This window comes from Sphingopyxis sp. PET50 (assembly GCF_025244705.1).
Classification (GTDB): Bacteria; Pseudomonadota; Alphaproteobacteria; order Sphingomonadales; family Sphingomonadaceae; genus Sphingopyxis.
In genome coordinates this window covers 1030947-1045607 of the sequence record NZ_CP104207.1, presented here as the reverse complement: position 1 = coordinate 1045607, position 14661 = coordinate 1030947, and the positions used below count along the sequence as shown (strand labels likewise).

The window sequence follows — 14661 nt, the reverse complement described above, 5'->3', positions numbered from 1 at the left end:
CCGCCTAGCGGCGCCCGCCCATCGCTTTGTGGCGAGCGTCCGACGGCGTCTCGCCATAGGCGGAGCGAAAGCTGCGCGTGAAATAGCTGAGGTCGCCGAAGCCGCAGCCATAAGCGATTTCGCTGATCGTCCGCCCCGCGAAACCCGGCGCCGCGAGACGATGCCGGGCGAGCGCCAGCCGCTCGCGCAGCACATAGGCGGTGAAGGTTGTTCCGTCCTGTTCGAACAACAGCTGCACCGACCGGGGGCTGAGCCGCACCGCCGCCGCCGCCTGCGCGACGCCGAGGTCGGGCGAGGCGAGCCGGGCGAGCACCCAGCGCTTCACCGCGTCGAGCCGCGCCGCGCGCAGGCCGCGCCGCGAAGCCTGTTCGGCGGCATCGCGGTTCGTCCCGACCGCCAGCGCGACGAGATCGACGATGTGCGTCGCCACGACATGGTCGAGTTCCGGCGCCGGGCTGTCGAGCGACCGGAAGCTGGCGATATAGGAGGCGAGCAGGCGCAGCGCGTCGTTGTCGGCGGCGACCGGCCGGGTGAGCATCGCCTCGACGTCGGGAAGCAGCGGCGACAGCGCCGCGCGCTGCATCTTGACGGTCACATGATGAAAGGTCTCGCGCGTATCGGCGGTCATCCGGTCGGCGCAGGAAATCAGCACCCCGGATCCGTCGGCGGGATGATCCTTGCCGAACTGGCTCATCATCCCGCGCGCGGGCGAACTGCTCCAGACAAGCGCGAAATCGTCGCTGTCGCGCGACCGGTCATAGCCGGTATCCGCCCGGTGCCCCGAAATCCATGCGTCGGTGATCGTCACGCCGGGCAGCAGCCGTCCTTCGATCTCCATCGACAGGCTCTCGGTGAAGGGCACGAAATCCATGTTCATCATGGCGCGCCCGACGACCTCCCGCATCGTTTCATGACGCAGGGGAGCCGGCACGTCCCGGAGCGAGAAGCGGAAGGATCTGGACGGCATGGCGCGACCTCCGGCTCAATGGGGATCGCCGATTGATGACGCAGTCGAGGCCGCGACGCAAGGCGCCGGATATCAGCCCACCGCCCGGCCCTTGCCCTCCCAATAGGGCGCGCGCAGTTCGCGGCGGAGGACCTTGCCCGACGGATTGCGCGGCAGCGCGTCGATGAAGTCGATGCTCTTGGGCGCCTTGTACGCCGCGATGCGTTCGCGCGCCCAGGCGATGACGGCGGAGGGATCGGGAGAACCGTCGGCGGACGGCACCACCAGCGCCTTCACCGACTCCCCCCATTTGTCGTCGGGGACGCCGATCACCGCGACGTCGGCGACGCCGGGACAGCCCATGATCGCGCTTTCGACCTCGGCTGGATAGACATTCTCGCCCCCCGACACGATCATGTCCTTGATGCGGTCGTGGACGAAATAGAAGCCGTCGGCGTCGCGGTAACCCACGTCGCCGGTGTGGAGCCAGCCGCCCGCGAGCGTTTCCTCGGTCGCGGCGGCGCGGTTCCAATATTCCTTCATCACGATGCCGCCGCGGATCGCGATCTCGCCGATCGCGCCGTCGCCGAGTTCCCTGCCCTCGCCGTCGAGGATCGCGAGGTCGACGCCGGGCCAGGCCTTGCCGCACGAGGTGAGCTTGCCGGGCAGGTCATGCGCGCTCGGCGAGAGATAGGAACCCCCGCCGGCGGATTCGGTCATGCCGTAGAATTGCACGAAATCGCAGCCGAAGGTCGCCCGCGCGCGGCGCAGCACATCCTCGGCGATCGGCGAGGCGCCATAGGCGATCGACTGGAGCGCCGGATAGGAGCCCGAATTCGCGTCGGGCTGCATCAGCATCATCTGGATCATCGCGGGGGCGAGGAAGGCGTGGGCGACCTTTTCCTCGCGCAGCATGCGTATCGCATCGGCGGGCGTAAAATCCTTGACGAGTAGTAGGCGGCCGCCCTGCGCCAACCCCGAAAAGCTGACATTGGTGCCCGCGACGTGGAACAGCGGCATGACGATGATGACCGTCTCGTCCTCGCCATAGGCGAAGCCGTCGACCTCGGTCGCGGCCTCGAGGAAGGCGCGGTAATTGCGGTGGGTCAGCACGACGCCCTTGGGCTTAGCCGGTGGTGCCGCTGGTGTAGAGTTGCAGCACGTCGTCGGTCAATTCGGGACCGGGCAGCGCCGCGTCGGACGCTTCGCCGAGCCACTGGTCGAAGGGCTCGAACGCGGGATGCTCGCCGTAGAGCGCGACGAGGCGCGGCGGGTTCGCGAGGCCCGCGACGGCGGCGAGCGCGCAGTCGAAGAAATCCTCGCCCACGAAGAGATATTTCGGCGCCGCGTCGCCGACGATGAAGCCGACTTCGGCCGCGACGAGGCGGTTGTTGATCGGCGCGAAACAGGCGCGGGAAAGCGCGGTGCCGAAGAAGAGCGGGTACCAGGCGTCGTGGTTCTTGGTGAGCGTCGAAATGCGGTCGCCGGGCCGGATGCCCGACGCGATCAGCGCGTTCGCGACGCGGTTCGATTGCCGGTCGAGATCGGCGAAGCTCGTTTCGCGGTCGCCGAACTTCACGGCGATCGCGTCGCCGCGCGCACGCGCCTGCGCGCCCGGGATATGGGCCAGGGTCCGGATGGCATCCAGATCGATCATTTCGCTCTCCATCAGGTCGATTTCTGGTCAATTTCTCTTGAATTAGATAGAATACTAAGCAAATGTTTGGCCAGCCCAAAAATCGAGAGGATTGGCCTTGTTCGACCACCCCATATTGCCGACAACGATCGTTGGAAGCTACCCCCAGCCCGACTGGCTGATCGACCGCGAGCGGCTGAAGGCAAGCCTGCCGCCGCGGGTCCGCGCCGAGACGCTGTGGCGCATCCCCGAACCCTGGCTGGCCGAGGCGCAGGAGGCCGCGACGCTGATGGCGATCCGCGATCAGGAGGAGATCGGCATCGACATCGTCGGCGACGGCGAGATGCGCCGCGAAAGCTATTCGAACCGGCTGGCGACCGCGCTGTCGGGGATCGATACGGAGAAGCACGGGACGGCGATCGACCGCACGGGCAACGCCAATCCGGTGCCGCTGGTGTCGGGGCCGATCCGGCGCGTGGCGCCGATCGAGGCGCAGGACGCCGCCTTCCTCCGCCGCCATTCGACGAAGCCGGTGAAACTCACCCTGCCCGGCCCCTTCACGATGACGCAGCAGGCCGAGAATGGCTGGTACCCCGACGCCAAATCGCTCGCGATGGACTATGCCGATGCGGTCAATGCCGAGGTGAAGGATCTGTTCGCGGCGGGGGTCGATGTCGTCCAGCTCGACGAACCCTATCTGCAGGCGCGCGCCGACGAGGCGCAATATTATGCGATCGAGGCGATCAACCGCGCGCTCGACGGGGTCGGCGGGACGACCGCACTGCACGTCTGCTTCGGATATGCGATGGTGCACCACGGCGCGGGGGCGACGGGGCCCAAGCCCAAGGCCTATGACTTCCTCGCCGAGTTGGAAGCCTCCAACATTGACGTGATCTCGATCGAGGCGGCGCAGCCGGGGCTCGACCCTGCGATCCTGGCCGAACTGCCCACCAAGACGATCATGTACGGCGTGCTCGATCTGTCGGTCCCCGAGGTGGAGACACCCGAGGTCGTCGCGGGGCGCATTCGCGAGGCTTTGCGTTACGTCGATGCGGAGCGGCTGTGGATCGCGCCCGATTGCGGGATGAAATATCACAGCCGGGAGCATTCACAGGCCAAGCTGCAAGCGATGGTCGACGGCGCGGCGATTGTGAGGGGGGAGTTGAAGTAACTCTCTCCCGTTTCCGTTCGTGCTGAGCTTGTCGAAGCACCGTCCTTCTTTTGGCAACGCTGAAAGAAAGAACGGCCCTTCGACAAGCTCAGGGCGAACGGGATTTCTTGCTGGCTATGAAGCGATAAATTCCGTCAGCAACGGCACCACCAGCTCCGGCGCCTCGACCGTCGGCAAATGCCCTGCCCCGGCGATCACCTCGAGCCGGGCACCGGGGATCGCAGCCGCAATCTCGTCATGATGCGCGCGGCTGGTGATGCCGTCCTTTTCGCCCCAGATCAGCAGCACCGGCACCGCGATCTCGCCGAGGCGCGGGCGGCTGTCGATGCGCGCCATGATCGCACGCTGCTGGGCAAGGAAGGTGTCGGCGCCGGTATCCGACGCCATCTGCCGCGCGATGCCGAGCAGGCGTTCGTCATTCCGTTTCTCTTCCGGGAAGAGGATCGGGATGCGCTCCTCGACGACCTGGTCGAACTTCCCGCTCTCGACAAGGTCGATATAGCCCTGCCGCCGCGCGGTCTGCGCGGGGCCGTCGGCGGAGGCGAGCGTCGCGATGAGTGCGAGTTTGGCGACGCGCTCAGGGGCGCGGCGCATCACCTCGAAAGCGATGAAGCCGCCCATCGCATGACCGACGAGGATGAATTTGGGCGGCGCATCGGCGAGCAGGCGCTCAGCGAAGCCCTCGATCGTGTCGTCGCTTTGATTGTCGGCGACGATGACCTCGCGGTCGAACCAGGCGTCGAGAAGCGGCCGCCAGACGGCTTTGGTGAGGAGCTGGCCGGTGATGAGGACGATGGGGAGCGACGACATGAGAGCACTTTCGTTTCGGTCATCCGTTCGCCCTGAGCTTGTCGAAGGGTCGTCCTTGCTCTGCGGCAAGAAAGACCAGTGCTTCGACAAGCTCAGCACGAACGGCAAAGAGGGTAGCGCTTAAACCACCCGATGCAGCAGGTCTTCACCGGCAACGAGGCGGCGGCAGTTTTCGTGCGCGACGGTCAGGCTGCGCACGAGCGTTTCGGGGGTGAGCCAGGCGATGTGCGGCGCAAGCACCGCATTGGGCAGGCCGAGCAGCGGATTGCCGGGCGGGAGCGGTTCCTCGGCGAAGACGTCGAGGCCGGCTGCCCCGCAAATGGCCCGAGGCGAACGCGTCGGCCAATTTCGCCTGATCGACCAGTTCGCCGCGCGCGGTATTCACCAGCACCGCGCCCTTCTTCATCGCGAAGGGATCGATGCTGGCGCGCGTTTCGTCGGTCAAAGGCATGTGCAGCGATACGATGTCGCTTGTGGCGAGCAGTTCGTCGAGCGGCAGAAATTCATAGGGCACGTCGCGCGGGCCGCGCGCGGTATAAACGATCCTCGCGCCGAGTGCCGCGAGCGCGGGGGCGAGCAGCCGCGCCGAATGGCCGAAGCCGACGAGGCCGATGGTGCGCCCGCCGATCTCGCCTACCTGATCGAGTTCCGACGGGTCGGCGGTCCAGCCCTCCCCGGCGCGCGTGCGCGCATCGAAGAAGCAGGTGCGGCGCAGCACCGCCATCATCAGCGACAGCGCCATTTCGGCGACCGCCTGACTGTTGGTGCCGGGCATGTTGCACACCGCGACGCCATGCTCCCGCGCCGCGCTGAGCGCGATAGTGTTCACCCCGACGCCGAGCTTCTGGATCAATTTGAGGTTCGGCGCCGAGGCGATGAACTCGGGCGTCACCGGGGTCAGCACATGGAGCAGCGCGGTGATGTCGGGCGCGACCGCGTCGAGCGGCGCGGCCTCGTCGACATGCGTCACGACGCCCGGACCGAATATCTTATCGACCGCCTCGCGGAATCCCGGGCTCGGACGCGCGTGGAGGACGATCATGCCGCGACCGCGCCGATCGAACCCGCGAAGGCCGAGAAGCCGGCGAAAATCGCGTCATCGCCCATGGCTTCCTCGATGCGCAGCATTTCGTTCCATTTCGCCATGCGTTCGGAGCGGGTGAAGCTGCCGACCTTCAATTGCCCCGCGTTCCAGCCGGTCGCGAGATGCGCGATGGTGACGTCCTCGCTCTCGCCCGAGCGCGCCGAGACGATCGCGCCCCAGCCGCGCGCCACGGCGGCGTCGAGCGCGGCCTTGGCTTCGGTGACGGTGCCGACCTGGTTGACCTTGATCAGCGCCGCGTTGCACACCCCCGCGTCGCCCGCGCGGGCGACGCGCTCGGCATTGGTGACGAGCACATCGTCGCCGATGATCTGGACGCGGTCGCCGACCGCGGCGGTGACCGCGGCCATTGCGGTCCAGTCGTCCTGCCCCGCGGGATCCTCGATCGACAAGATCGGATAGCGGCCCGCCCATTCGATGATGCGCGCGGCCATCGCTTCACTCGTCAGGCGCCCGTCGTCGAGCGCGAGGCTGTAGCCCGAGGAGTCGCCGAGTTCGTTGGCGGCGATGTCGAGCGAGATGAAGACATCCTCGCCGGCGCGGTGGCCGCTCGCCTCGATCGCTTTCGTCAGTGTATCGAGCGCATCCTCGTTCGACGCGAAATTGGGCCACCAGCCGCCCTCGTCTGCGACGCCGGACAGCGGCCCTTTGGCTTCCATCAGCCTGCCTGCGGCGCGATAGACATCGTCGGTTATTTCGAGCGCGCGGCGAAAGCTGCCTGCATTCGGGCACATGATCATGAAGTCCTGCACGTCGGTGCGCCGCCCGGCATGCGCGCCGCCGCCGAAAATCTGGATTTCGGGGAGTGGGATGCGGACTTTCGCGTCGCCCGCGAGATAGCGCCACAGGGGCAGCCGCGCATCGGCGGCGGCGGCGTGGAGCACCGCCATCGAGACGGCGACGACGGCGTTGGCGCCGAGGCGCGCCTTGTTCGGGGTGTTGTCGAGCGCGCAGAGCGCCGCGTCGACCGCGGCCTGATCGTGCGAGTCCATGCCGATGATCGCAGGCGCGATCTCGGCGCCGATGCCCGCGACCGCGCGCGCGACGCCATAGCCGCCGAAGGCGGTGCCGCCGTCGCGCAGGTCGATCGCCTCATGCGCGCCGCGCGAGGCGCCTGCGGGCGCGATGGCACGGCCGATGGCGCCCGAGGCGAGCGTGACCTCGGCCTCGACCGTGGGGCGGCCGCGCGAATCCCAGAGCTGGCGGCCGGTGACGGAGGCGATGGGCGATGGCATTCTATGTCCTTTTCCAATTGGCGACGAGCGCGTCGATCGGTTGCGGCGCGCGGATCAGCGCGCGCGCCTGATCGCGCACGATATGTTTGTGATCGGGGTCGGTGAGATAGGGTGCGGGCGACTTGCCCTCGACGCGCGCGAGGAGCAGCGCGGCGGTGAGCTTGCCCGCGCGGAGCAGCACGTCCTCCGCATCCTCCCAGTCGATGCCGGGACGATAGGCCGCGACGAGCGCGGCGGCCGCCGCGTTCAGCCGCGCGTCGCCCGACCACACCGCCTTGAGCAGCAAATGCGTGGTGCAGAAGGCGAGGTCGAAGGCGGGGTCGCCATAGACCGCGCATTCGGCGTCGAGGAAGACCGGGCCGTCGGCGCTGACGAGGATATTCTTGGGGCTGACGTCGCCATGGACGAGCGCGATCTTGCGCGCCGAGAGATCGCCGGCGAGCGCGGTCAGCGCGGGCGCGAGTTCGGCGTCATGCTGCGCAACATAGAGCAGGAAGGGGTCGACGCGCAGCGCGCGGAACATCTCGTCATTGGGGAAGTCGGCGCGGTCACCATCATTATACGCGGTCGCGGCGTGGACCGCGGCGATTCCCTTCCCCACCTGTGCAGCAAAGTGGCTATCGATGTGGCTTGGCCATCAGCTCGTCCTTCCACACCGGGCAGCCGGGGAGGAAGCGCATCGCGAAGGCGTGGCCGGTCGGCAGTTCGGCGAGCACTTCGGGCGCAATATGCGGATCGACGCCGCGCGCGCGGCGCAGCCAGCGCACCTCGCTGGTCCCGCGCTCGACGGGGGCGAGCCACTCGGCGGCGACGCGGAGTTGCGGCAGCGGACGCTTGACGACGATCGGGCCGGACGGCGTCTCGACCTTCCACACGTCGCACGATACGCCGCCGGTCAGCGGCTGGAGGACGATCTCGCCCTCCCCCGCCAGCCCGGCGTCGCGCAGCGCGTCGATGATGTCGGCTTCTACCGTTTCCATTTGCGGCTATCCTGGCGTGTTCAAGACAACTCCACCTTCACCCTTCCCACCGGCTTTGCCGGCGGGCCCCTTCCCTCTCCCCGTGGGAGAGGGAGGGAGGCGCGCAGCGCCGGAAGGGTGAGGGTAGCAGGTGGTGGATCAACCCTATCCCGCACTATAATTTTTCCTTGATCCACGCGCCGACAAGATCGGCGGCATTCTGACGTTCGGCGATCGAGTCCTCGAAATAATGCGCGCCGGGGATCAGTTCGATCTTTTTGTCGGTCGAGCCGAGGAAGTCGAAGATCTTGCGCGCGTCGCTGGGGAAGACGCCGGTGTCGGCGAGCCCCTGAACCACGAGCGCGGGCGTGTCGTGCTTGGCGAGATGCGGTTCGCCCTGGCACGGCGAAGTTTCGAGGCTCCACATGTTGAGCCAGGTCTTGAGCGTGTTGGCGCGGCCGATGCTGGGGGTGCGGTTGGCGATGGCGGGATCGCCGCGATAGCACCAGTTGGGCTTGCGATCCGACGGGTCGATCGCCGGATCGACGCAGCGGATGTCGCCCCAGCAGCGGAACATCGGAAAGATGCGGTCGGGGATGCCCGCGGCGTTGAGGCGCGCGAGTTCGGCCTTCGCCCAGTCGGTGATGCGCTGGTTGCGGGCGCGCTGCGCGGCGCGATATTTTTCGATGAAGGCTTCCGAATAGGGCGGACCATTGTCGGGATTGAACGGGTCGAGTTCGGGGTCGGTGGCGACCGGATCATTCTCGTCGAGCACCGAGGCGTCCATCCAGTCGGTCAGGACTTCGGGGCGGCCCTGGTGGGCGTTGAAGCTGATGTAGAGGTCGCCCTTCACGAGGCTTGCGAGCGCATCTTGACCGACCGATGGTAGCCGGTCGGTGAGCGTCGGCGCGATGGCTTCGGCCTGATAGGCGCCCATCAGCGAGCCACCACCCGAATTGCCGAGGATGACGATCTGCTCGACCCCGGCCTCTTCCTTCAGCCATTTCATGCCGACGCCAATGTCGAGCACCGCATGTTCGAGCAGGAACTGGTCCTCGAAACCGCGATAGCGGGTGTTCCAGCCGAGGAAGCCGAAGCCCTGGCGCGCAAAATAGGGCGCGATATAATGTTCGGAGAAATCGACGTTATAATGGGTGGCGATGATCGCGACCTTGGGCCGCTTGCCCGCCTCGGTCCAATAGATTCCCTGGCACGGGTGACCGCCCGCCTGGATGCGCGGCGCGGTCGGCGGCGCACGACCGATGAATTGCGCGTCGAGTCCCTCGATGCCGTTGGGGTCCATCAGTTTCTCTCCTGTTTGTCATGTCTCATCGTCGTCATCCCGGACTTGATCCGGGATGACGACAGCGGGGAACATATTAGCGGCTGACCTCGAAGGGCAGCTTGTACCCCTCCAGCCCGGCGCGAATCGCCTTCTTGTCGATCTTGCCCGTCGGGCCGAGCGGGATGTCGTCGACGAAGAGGACGTCGTCGGGCATCCACCATCTGGCGATCTTGCCGTCGAGATATCGGGTCAGGTCGGCTGCCGTGGCGCTGGCGCCGGGCTTGAGCTGGCAGAGCAGGATCGGGCGCTCGTCCCATTTGGGGTGCGCGACGCCGACGACCGCGGCGTTGGCCACCGCGTCATGCCCCATGGCGATATTTTCGATCTCGATCGAGCTGATCCATTCGCCGCCCGACTTGACCACATCCTTGGCGCGGTCGGTGATCTGCATATAGCCTTCGGCGTCGATCGTGCTGACGTCGCCGGTGTCGAAAAAGCCCTCGGCATCGAGCACGTCGCCGCCCTCGCCGCCGAAATAGGCACCGGCGATCGTCGGGCCCTTGATCATCAGCTCGGCCCGGGGTCCTGCCGTCGTGCGGCAGGCGGTTGCCCATATCGTCGACGAGCTTCATCTCCAGCCCGCAAAGCAGGCGCCCCTGCTTGAGCTTGTATGCCATCTGCTCGGGCTCGGATTTCGCCGCGACCGAGGCGTTGGGAACCGACACGGTGCCGAGCGGCGAGGTTTCGGTCATGCCCCAGCCCTGGATGACATCGACGCCATAATCGTCGCGGAAGGTGCGGATGATCGATTCGGGGCATGCCGAGCCGCCGATCGTGACGCGCTCCAATGTCGTGAAGCGCTTGCCATTCTCCTGCATGTACTGGAGCAGCATCTGCCACACGGTCGGCACCGCCGCCGAGTAAGTAACGCCCTCCCGCTCGATCAGATTGTAGATCGATTCGCCGTCCATGCGCTGGCCCGGCAGCACGAGCTTGGCGCCGACCGCGGGCGCCGAATAGACGACGCCCCAGGCGTTGGCGTGGTACATCGGGACGACGAGCAGCACCGTATCGCGCGCTGACAGGCCGAGCGCGTCGCGCTGGAGGGTCATCAGCGCGTGGATATAGTTGGAGCGGTGCGAATAGAGCACGCCCTTGGGATTGCCCGTGGTGCCGCTGGTGTAGCAGAGGCCGCAGGCGGCGTTCTCGTCGAAGCCGCCCCAGGCGTAATCGGCGGCCTGCCCGGCAATCCAGTCGTCAAAGGCGATGGCGGGAAAGCCGGTCTTGGGCAGCGAGGCGGTGTCGCAGAAGAAGATCACCTTTTCGATGCCCGGCACTTGCGGCAGCAATTCTTCGACCAGGTCGGCGGTCGCGGGATCGGCGATCAGCAGCCGATCGCCGGCGTGGTTGGCGATATAGGCGATCTGTTCGAGGAACAGCCGCGGATTGAGCGTGTGGAGCACGACGCCCATGCCCGCCGCGCCGTACCAGGCCGCCAGGTGGCGCGCGCTGTTCCAGCCCATCGTCGCGACACGATCGCCGGGCCGGATGCCCTCGGCGGCGAGCGCGTTCGAGACGCGCTTCGCATCGGCGTGGACGTTGGCATAGGTCGATCGGGTAACACGGCCTTCGGCATCGCGCGAGACGATCTCGCGGCCGCCGTGCCAGTTCGCCGCATGGTCGAGGATACGGTCGACCGTCAGCGGCACATCCTGCATCAGCCCCATCATCGTCGATTCTCTCCCTTGCCTTGCGCCCGCCTGTACAGTCGGTTTCGCACAAAAGATAGTATACTAAGCATTATGACATTGCAACGGCGGGCCACCTTGCTTCGCTTCGCCCCTTCTTCTAGCGTGAGCGGCGGCAAACGGGGACTTTTCAAGCGATTATGCGCACCAACGAGTTGATCATCGCCTTGTTCCAGCGTTTCTGCTGGCTCGACGAAGGCCTGCAGGCACGGCTGCACGACCGCGGCTGGCCCGATGTCAGCCGTCCGCAGTCGATGATCATGACCAATATCGTCAGCGGCATCGTGCGCCCGTCGGACATCGCGCGCAACATCGGCGTGTCGCGGCAGGCGATCCACAACACGATCGGCCAGATGGTGAAGCTGGGGATCGTCCAGCTCGAGCCCGACCCCGACGACCGGCGCCACATGATCGTTGCGCTGACCGACCTCGGCGCGCGGATGCGCAAGGACGCGCAGCGCGCGATGGACGCGCTGACCGCGCAGATCGCCGACGTGCTGGGACAGGACAAGTTCGATACGCTGCTCGCCGCGCTCGAGGCCGACTGGGGCGACAATATCGCACGGACGCCGAAACCGGCGAGGAAGAAGCGCGCCTAGGCCTTCACGTCGGACAGGACCGACAGGTTGCGCGTCTCGTCGGCGAGGTTGCCGATCACACGGCGCATCAGCGTCTGCAGTTGCTCGACCTCCTCGTCGCTCATTCCGCGCGTCGCGATCTCGTGAATGTCGGCGTTCATCGGGGCGAGCACGAGTTCGAGCTTCTTGGCGTGCGGGGTCAGGAAGATGAAGGTCTTGCGGCGATCCTCGCTCGTCTTCTTGCGGGTGATGAAGCCGACCTTTTCGAGCCCCTTGAGCGCGACGACGGTCGTGGGCTCGCGCATGCCGACCCGTTCGCTGAGCTCGCGCTGGGTGATGCCGTCCTCGCGCCAGAGCTGGCGAAGGAATCGCCATTGGCTCAGCAGACACGTCGTGCGTCAGCGTGCGGCGCTCGAGCAGCCGCGAAAAAGAGCGGAACACGACCCGCGCGAGATAGCCTATGCTGTTTTCGGGGTTGGTGTAATATTCGGCGGGGTGCCGAAACCGCTCTTTTGTCCTGGCCAATGCACTGCTCCCCTGCGGCCGCCGCGGCGGCGCTGAACCTCAATTCTTAGAGGCCGAAGATTCAGGCGGCAACCTCTATCGTCTCCGTTCCGGCGGCAGGCGGCAATAGGATTGGACAAACGGCCTTCGCGCATTTACTTAGATTACTAAGTTATTGGAACGGAGACCGTGGTGAGGGAATTCATCCGGGTGCGCGGGGTCGCGGCGCCGCTGCCGCTGGCGAACGTCGACACCGACATGATCATTCCGGCGCGCTTCATGAAGGCGCTGACCCGCGACGGGCTGGGCACCCATCTCTTCGCCGAATGGCGATTTGCACCCGATGGAACGGAGCGCAGCGATTTCATCCTGAACCGCCCGGCCTGCCGCGACGCGCGAGATCCTGATCGCGGACCGCAATTTCGGCTGCGGTTCGTCGCGCGAGCATGCGGTGTGGGCCTTGAGCGATTTCGGCGTCCGCTGCGTGATCGCGCCGAGCTTCGGCGACATTTTCGCGAGCAATGCGCGCAAGAACGGCCTGCTGCTGATCCGCCTGCCCGAAGCGCTGTGCGAACGGCTGCGCGCCGAGGTGGAACTGGCCCAATATGCGCCGATCGAGGTCGATCTGGCGGCGCAGGAGATCCGGCTGGCGTCGGGCGAGATCGTCGGCTTTGCCGTCGACACCGGCGACCGGCGGGTGTTGATGGAGGGGCTCGACGACATCGGGCGAACGCTGCGCCATGAGGCGGCGATTAGCCGGTTCGAAGGGTGATTTAGGGGCCGCTCCGGGGTAGATGGCGGACGTTTATCTCCCCTCCCGCAGGCGGGAGGGGCTGGGGGTGGGCAGCGACGTCGCGGATGCCCACCCCGCTGCGACTAACGAGCAAGCTCGTAAGTCTCGCTGCCCCTCCCGTTTGCGGGAGGGGAAAGCAGTTCAGCCTTCTAACGTCCCCGTCCGCCCCCAAACCGCCTAATCCAGCATATCGGGCGAGGCGATGGCGCCCGCGATCGCGCTCGCGGCGGCCAGCGCGGGGCTCATCAGATGGGTGCGGCCGCCGCGGCCCTGGCGGTTCTCGAAATTGCGGTTCGAGGTCGAGGCGCAGCGCTCGCCCGGCGCGAGACGGTCGGGGTTCATGCCGACGCAGAGCGAGCAGCCGGGTTCGCGCCAGTCGAAACCCGCCGCGCGGAAGATCGCGTCGAGCCCTTCGGCTTCGGCCTGTGCTTTCACCAGCCCCGAACCCGGCACGATCATCGCGCGGACGTGTGGTGCGACGCTGCGGCCGCGCGCAACGGCGGCGGCCAGGCGCAGATCCTCGATGCGGCTGTTGGTACAGCTGCCGATGAAGACGCGGTCGAGCCGCTGGCCGACGAGCGGCCGACCGGGAATAAGGTCCATATAGACGAGCGCGCGCTCGGCGCTTGCCCGCGCTTCGGCGCCGGGCAGCGTCGCGGGGTCGGGAATCGCCTCGTCGATCGCGACGACCTGCGACGGGTTGGTGCCCCAGCTGACCATCTGACGGACGGACGCGGCGTCGATGTGGAGTTCGCGGTCGAAAGCGGCGCCGGGATCGCTCGCGAGCGCGCGCCAGCGATCGACCGCCCTGCCCCATGCCTCGCCAGCCGGCGCCGAAGATCGACCCGCGAGATAGGCGAAGGTCGTCGCGTCGGGCGCGATGAGGTCGGCGCGCGCGCCCATTTCGATGCTGAGGTTGCAGAGCGTCATCCGCGCCTCCATCGACAGGGCGCGGATCGCCGCGCCGCCATATTCGACGACATGACCGGCGGCGCCATCGACGCCGATGGTGCGGAGCAGATGCAGCGCCAGGTCCTTGGCCGAGACATGCGGCGCCAACTCGCCGTTCACGGTGATCCGCATGCCCCGCGACTTGCGCTGGCGGATCGTCTGGGTCGCCAGCACATGTTCGACCTCGCTGGTGCCGATGCCGAAGGCGAGCGCACCGAACGCGCCGTGCGTCGAGGTATGGCTGTCGCCGCAGACGATCGTCATGCCGGGCTGCGAGCGCCCCTGTTCGGGACCGACGACATGGACGATGCCGTTGCGCGGATCGCCCATCGCGAAAAATTCGACGCCGAAACGGCCGGCGTTGGCGGCAAGCGCCCGCAACTGCGCGCGCGCCTCGGCATCGGCGACGCCGTCGGGACCCGCCGCCTGCCCTTCGGTCGGGACATTATGGTCGGACAGCGCGAGCGCGCGTTCGGGGCGCCGCACTGTCCGGCCGGCCTTCGCCAACCCGGCGAAGGCCTGCGGCGACGTGACCTCGTGGAGCAGGTGGAGATCGACGTAGAGAATCGATTCGCCGTCGTCCTCTGCGACGACATGCGCGTCCCAGATCTTGTCGTAGAGCGTTCGGCCCCTTGCCGTGCCTGCCATGCTGTCTCGCCCTGCCGAGCGCCCGCATGCGGAATCGCCAAAAATCCTTAGATATCTAACTATATGATCGCGTAGCCGTCTTGCGCAAGCGGTTTTGCGTTGATTTTCGGCGCCCGGGAAAAATATACTTAGTACTTGAAGTATTATTCCATAGTGATATGGCTAAGCGCAGGAACGAGGAAAAGCCGACGGCGCGAGCCGAGGATACGTCAGATATCCCGCGTCGACGGCAGCACGGCCTGCGCCGAAATTCACATTCGTTCCGTGACTGAAGAGGTCAGAAGCGCCCGCCGCA

Annotated in this window: 16 protein-coding genes and 1 pseudogene; 3 read left to right on the top strand and 14 right to left on the bottom strand. The window is 66.6% G+C overall.

What is annotated here, in order from left to right:
• Nucleotides 1-4: 4 nt before the first annotated feature.
• The 3 genes from N0A20_RS05390 to N0A20_RS05380 form a co-directional block, all read right to left on the bottom strand.
• The gene (locus tag N0A20_RS05390; protein ID WP_260582947.1) at nt 5-967 is read right to left on the bottom strand and encodes a helix-turn-helix transcriptional regulator; all 963 of its coding nucleotides are present in this window, start codon (nt 965-967) and stop codon (nt 5-7) included.
• 72 nt (nt 968-1039) lie between these two features.
• Nucleotides 1040-2059, bottom strand: a complete 1020-nt coding sequence (locus N0A20_RS05385; RefSeq protein WP_260582946.1) for an AMP-binding protein — start codon at nt 2057-2059, stop codon at nt 1040-1042.
• Between the two features lie 13 nt (nt 2060-2072).
• On the bottom strand, nt 2073-2603 hold the full coding sequence (locus tag N0A20_RS05380; protein ID WP_260582945.1) for an AMP-binding protein: 531 nt from the start codon (nt 2601-2603) through the stop codon (nt 2073-2075).
• Between the two features lie 91 nt (nt 2604-2694).
• Between N0A20_RS05380 and N0A20_RS05375 the strand changes: the two genes are divergently transcribed.
• Nucleotides 2695-3753: a uroporphyrinogen decarboxylase family protein gene (locus tag N0A20_RS05375; protein WP_409574730.1), complete on the top strand. Its 1059-nt coding sequence runs from the start codon at nt 2695-2697 to the stop codon at nt 3751-3753.
• 114 nt (nt 3754-3867) lie between these two features.
• On the opposite strand, the gene N0A20_RS05370 is transcribed toward N0A20_RS05375, so the two are convergent.
• The 9 genes and pseudogenes from N0A20_RS05370 to N0A20_RS05340 all read right to left on the bottom strand — a co-directional run bounded on the left by N0A20_RS05370 (nt 3868) and on the right by N0A20_RS05340 (nt 10874).
• Nucleotides 3868-4563, bottom strand: coding sequence for an alpha/beta fold hydrolase (locus tag N0A20_RS05370; protein WP_260582943.1), 696 nt, complete (start codon nt 4561-4563; stop codon nt 3868-3870).
• Between the two features lie 120 nt (nt 4564-4683).
• Complete coding sequence (locus tag N0A20_RS20560; RefSeq protein ID WP_409574770.1) at nt 4684-4884, bottom strand: NAD(P)-dependent oxidoreductase; 201 nt, start codon at nt 4882-4884, stop codon at nt 4684-4686.
• 55 nt (nt 4885-4939) lie between these two features.
• Nucleotides 4940-5605 (bottom strand): annotated as a pseudogene (locus N0A20_RS05365) (NAD(P)-dependent oxidoreductase); the annotation flags it as partial.
• Nucleotides 5602-6900, bottom strand: a complete 1299-nt coding sequence (eno, locus tag N0A20_RS05360; protein ID WP_260582941.1) for a phosphopyruvate hydratase — start codon at nt 6898-6900, stop codon at nt 5602-5604. The gene eno and the pseudogene N0A20_RS05365, both read right to left, overlap by 4 nt.
• Before the next feature lies 1 nt (nt 6901).
• Entirely contained in the window at nt 6902-7501 is a 600-nt protein-coding gene (locus tag N0A20_RS05355) for a phosphotransferase family protein (protein ID WP_260582940.1), read from the bottom strand.
• Between the two features lie 16 nt (nt 7502-7517).
• On the bottom strand, nt 7518-7880 hold the full coding sequence (locus N0A20_RS05350; protein ID WP_260582939.1) for a phosphotransferase: 363 nt from the start codon (nt 7878-7880) through the stop codon (nt 7518-7520).
• A 154-nt stretch (nt 7881-8034) separates the two neighbouring features.
• Complete coding sequence (locus N0A20_RS05345; protein ID WP_260582938.1) at nt 8035-9162, bottom strand: alpha/beta hydrolase family protein; 1128 nt, start codon at nt 9160-9162, stop codon at nt 8035-8037.
• Between the two features lie 76 nt (nt 9163-9238).
• The gene (locus N0A20_RS20030; protein ID WP_312846637.1) at nt 9239-9595 is read right to left on the bottom strand and encodes an AMP-binding enzyme; all 357 of its coding nucleotides are present in this window, start codon (nt 9593-9595) and stop codon (nt 9239-9241) included.
• Nucleotides 9504-10874 (bottom strand): AMP-binding protein, encoded by a 1371-nt coding sequence (locus tag N0A20_RS05340; RefSeq protein WP_409574729.1) that lies wholly within the window; start codon nt 10872-10874, stop codon nt 9504-9506. Before N0A20_RS05340 ends, N0A20_RS20030 begins: the two co-directional genes overlap by 92 nt.
• A 158-nt stretch (nt 10875-11032) precedes the next feature.
• On the opposite strand from N0A20_RS05340, the gene N0A20_RS05335 reads away from it, so the two are divergent.
• The gene (locus N0A20_RS05335; RefSeq protein WP_260582937.1) at nt 11033-11491 is read left to right on the top strand and encodes a MarR family winged helix-turn-helix transcriptional regulator; all 459 of its coding nucleotides are present in this window, start codon (nt 11033-11035) and stop codon (nt 11489-11491) included.
• Here the strand turns inward: N0A20_RS05335 and N0A20_RS05330 are convergent.
• Nucleotides 11488-11808, bottom strand: a complete 321-nt coding sequence (locus tag N0A20_RS05330) for a MarR family winged helix-turn-helix transcriptional regulator (RefSeq protein ID WP_260583830.1) — start codon at nt 11806-11808, stop codon at nt 11488-11490. The genes N0A20_RS05335 and N0A20_RS05330 overlap by 4 nt on opposite strands.
• A gap of 617 nt (nt 11809-12425) precedes the next feature.
• Here N0A20_RS05330 and N0A20_RS05325 point away from each other — a divergent pair.
• Nucleotides 12426-12746 carry a 3-isopropylmalate dehydratase small subunit gene (locus N0A20_RS05325; protein ID WP_260582936.1) on the top strand — a complete coding sequence of 107 codons (321 nt, stop codon included), beginning with the start codon at nt 12426-12428 and terminating at the stop codon, nt 12744-12746.
• Nucleotides 12747-12944: 198 nt separating this feature from the next.
• Here N0A20_RS05325 and leuC read toward each other — a convergent pair whose 3' ends face one another.
• On the bottom strand, nt 12945-14366 hold the full coding sequence (gene leuC, locus N0A20_RS05320; protein WP_260582935.1) for a 3-isopropylmalate dehydratase large subunit: 1422 nt from the start codon (nt 14364-14366) through the stop codon (nt 12945-12947).
• Nucleotides 14367-14661 lie beyond the last annotated feature (295 nt).

What these genes read in the sequence shown, in the direction of transcription:
- N0A20_RS05390 (WP_260582947.1), bottom strand. Translation starts at nt 967, where the DNA reads ATGCCGTCCAGATCCTTCCGCTTCTCGCTCCGGGACGTGCCGGCTCCC.
- N0A20_RS05380 (WP_260582945.1), bottom strand. Translation starts at nt 2,603, where the DNA reads ATGATCGATCTGGATGCCATCCGGACCCTGGCCCATATCCCGGGCGCG.
- N0A20_RS05370 (WP_260582943.1), bottom strand. Translation starts at nt 4,563, where the DNA reads ATGTCGTCGCTCCCCATCGTCCTCATCACCGGCCAGCTCCTCACCAAA.
- eno (WP_260582941.1), bottom strand. Translation starts at nt 6,900, where the DNA reads ATGCCATCGCCCATCGCCTCCGTCACCGGCCGCCAGCTCTGGGATTCG.
- N0A20_RS05350 (WP_260582939.1), bottom strand. Translation starts at nt 7,880, where the DNA reads ATGGAAACGGTAGAAGCCGACATCATCGACGCGCTGCGCGACGCCGGG.
- N0A20_RS05345 (WP_260582938.1), bottom strand. Translation starts at nt 9,162, where the DNA reads ATGGACCCCAACGGCATCGAGGGACTCGACGCGCAATTCATCGGTCGT.
- N0A20_RS20030 (WP_312846637.1), bottom strand. Translation starts at nt 9,595, where the DNA reads ATGCAGATCACCGACCGCGCCAAGGATGTGGTCAAGTCGGGCGGCGAA.
- N0A20_RS05340 (WP_409574729.1), bottom strand. Translation starts at nt 10,874, where the DNA reads ATGATGGGGCTGATGCAGGATGTGCCGCTGACGGTCGACCGTATCCTC.
- N0A20_RS05335 (WP_260582937.1), top strand. Translation starts at nt 11,033, where the DNA reads ATGCGCACCAACGAGTTGATCATCGCCTTGTTCCAGCGTTTCTGCTGG.
- leuC (WP_260582935.1), bottom strand. Translation starts at nt 14,366, where the DNA reads ATGGCAGGCACGGCAAGGGGCCGAACGCTCTACGACAAGATCTGGGAC.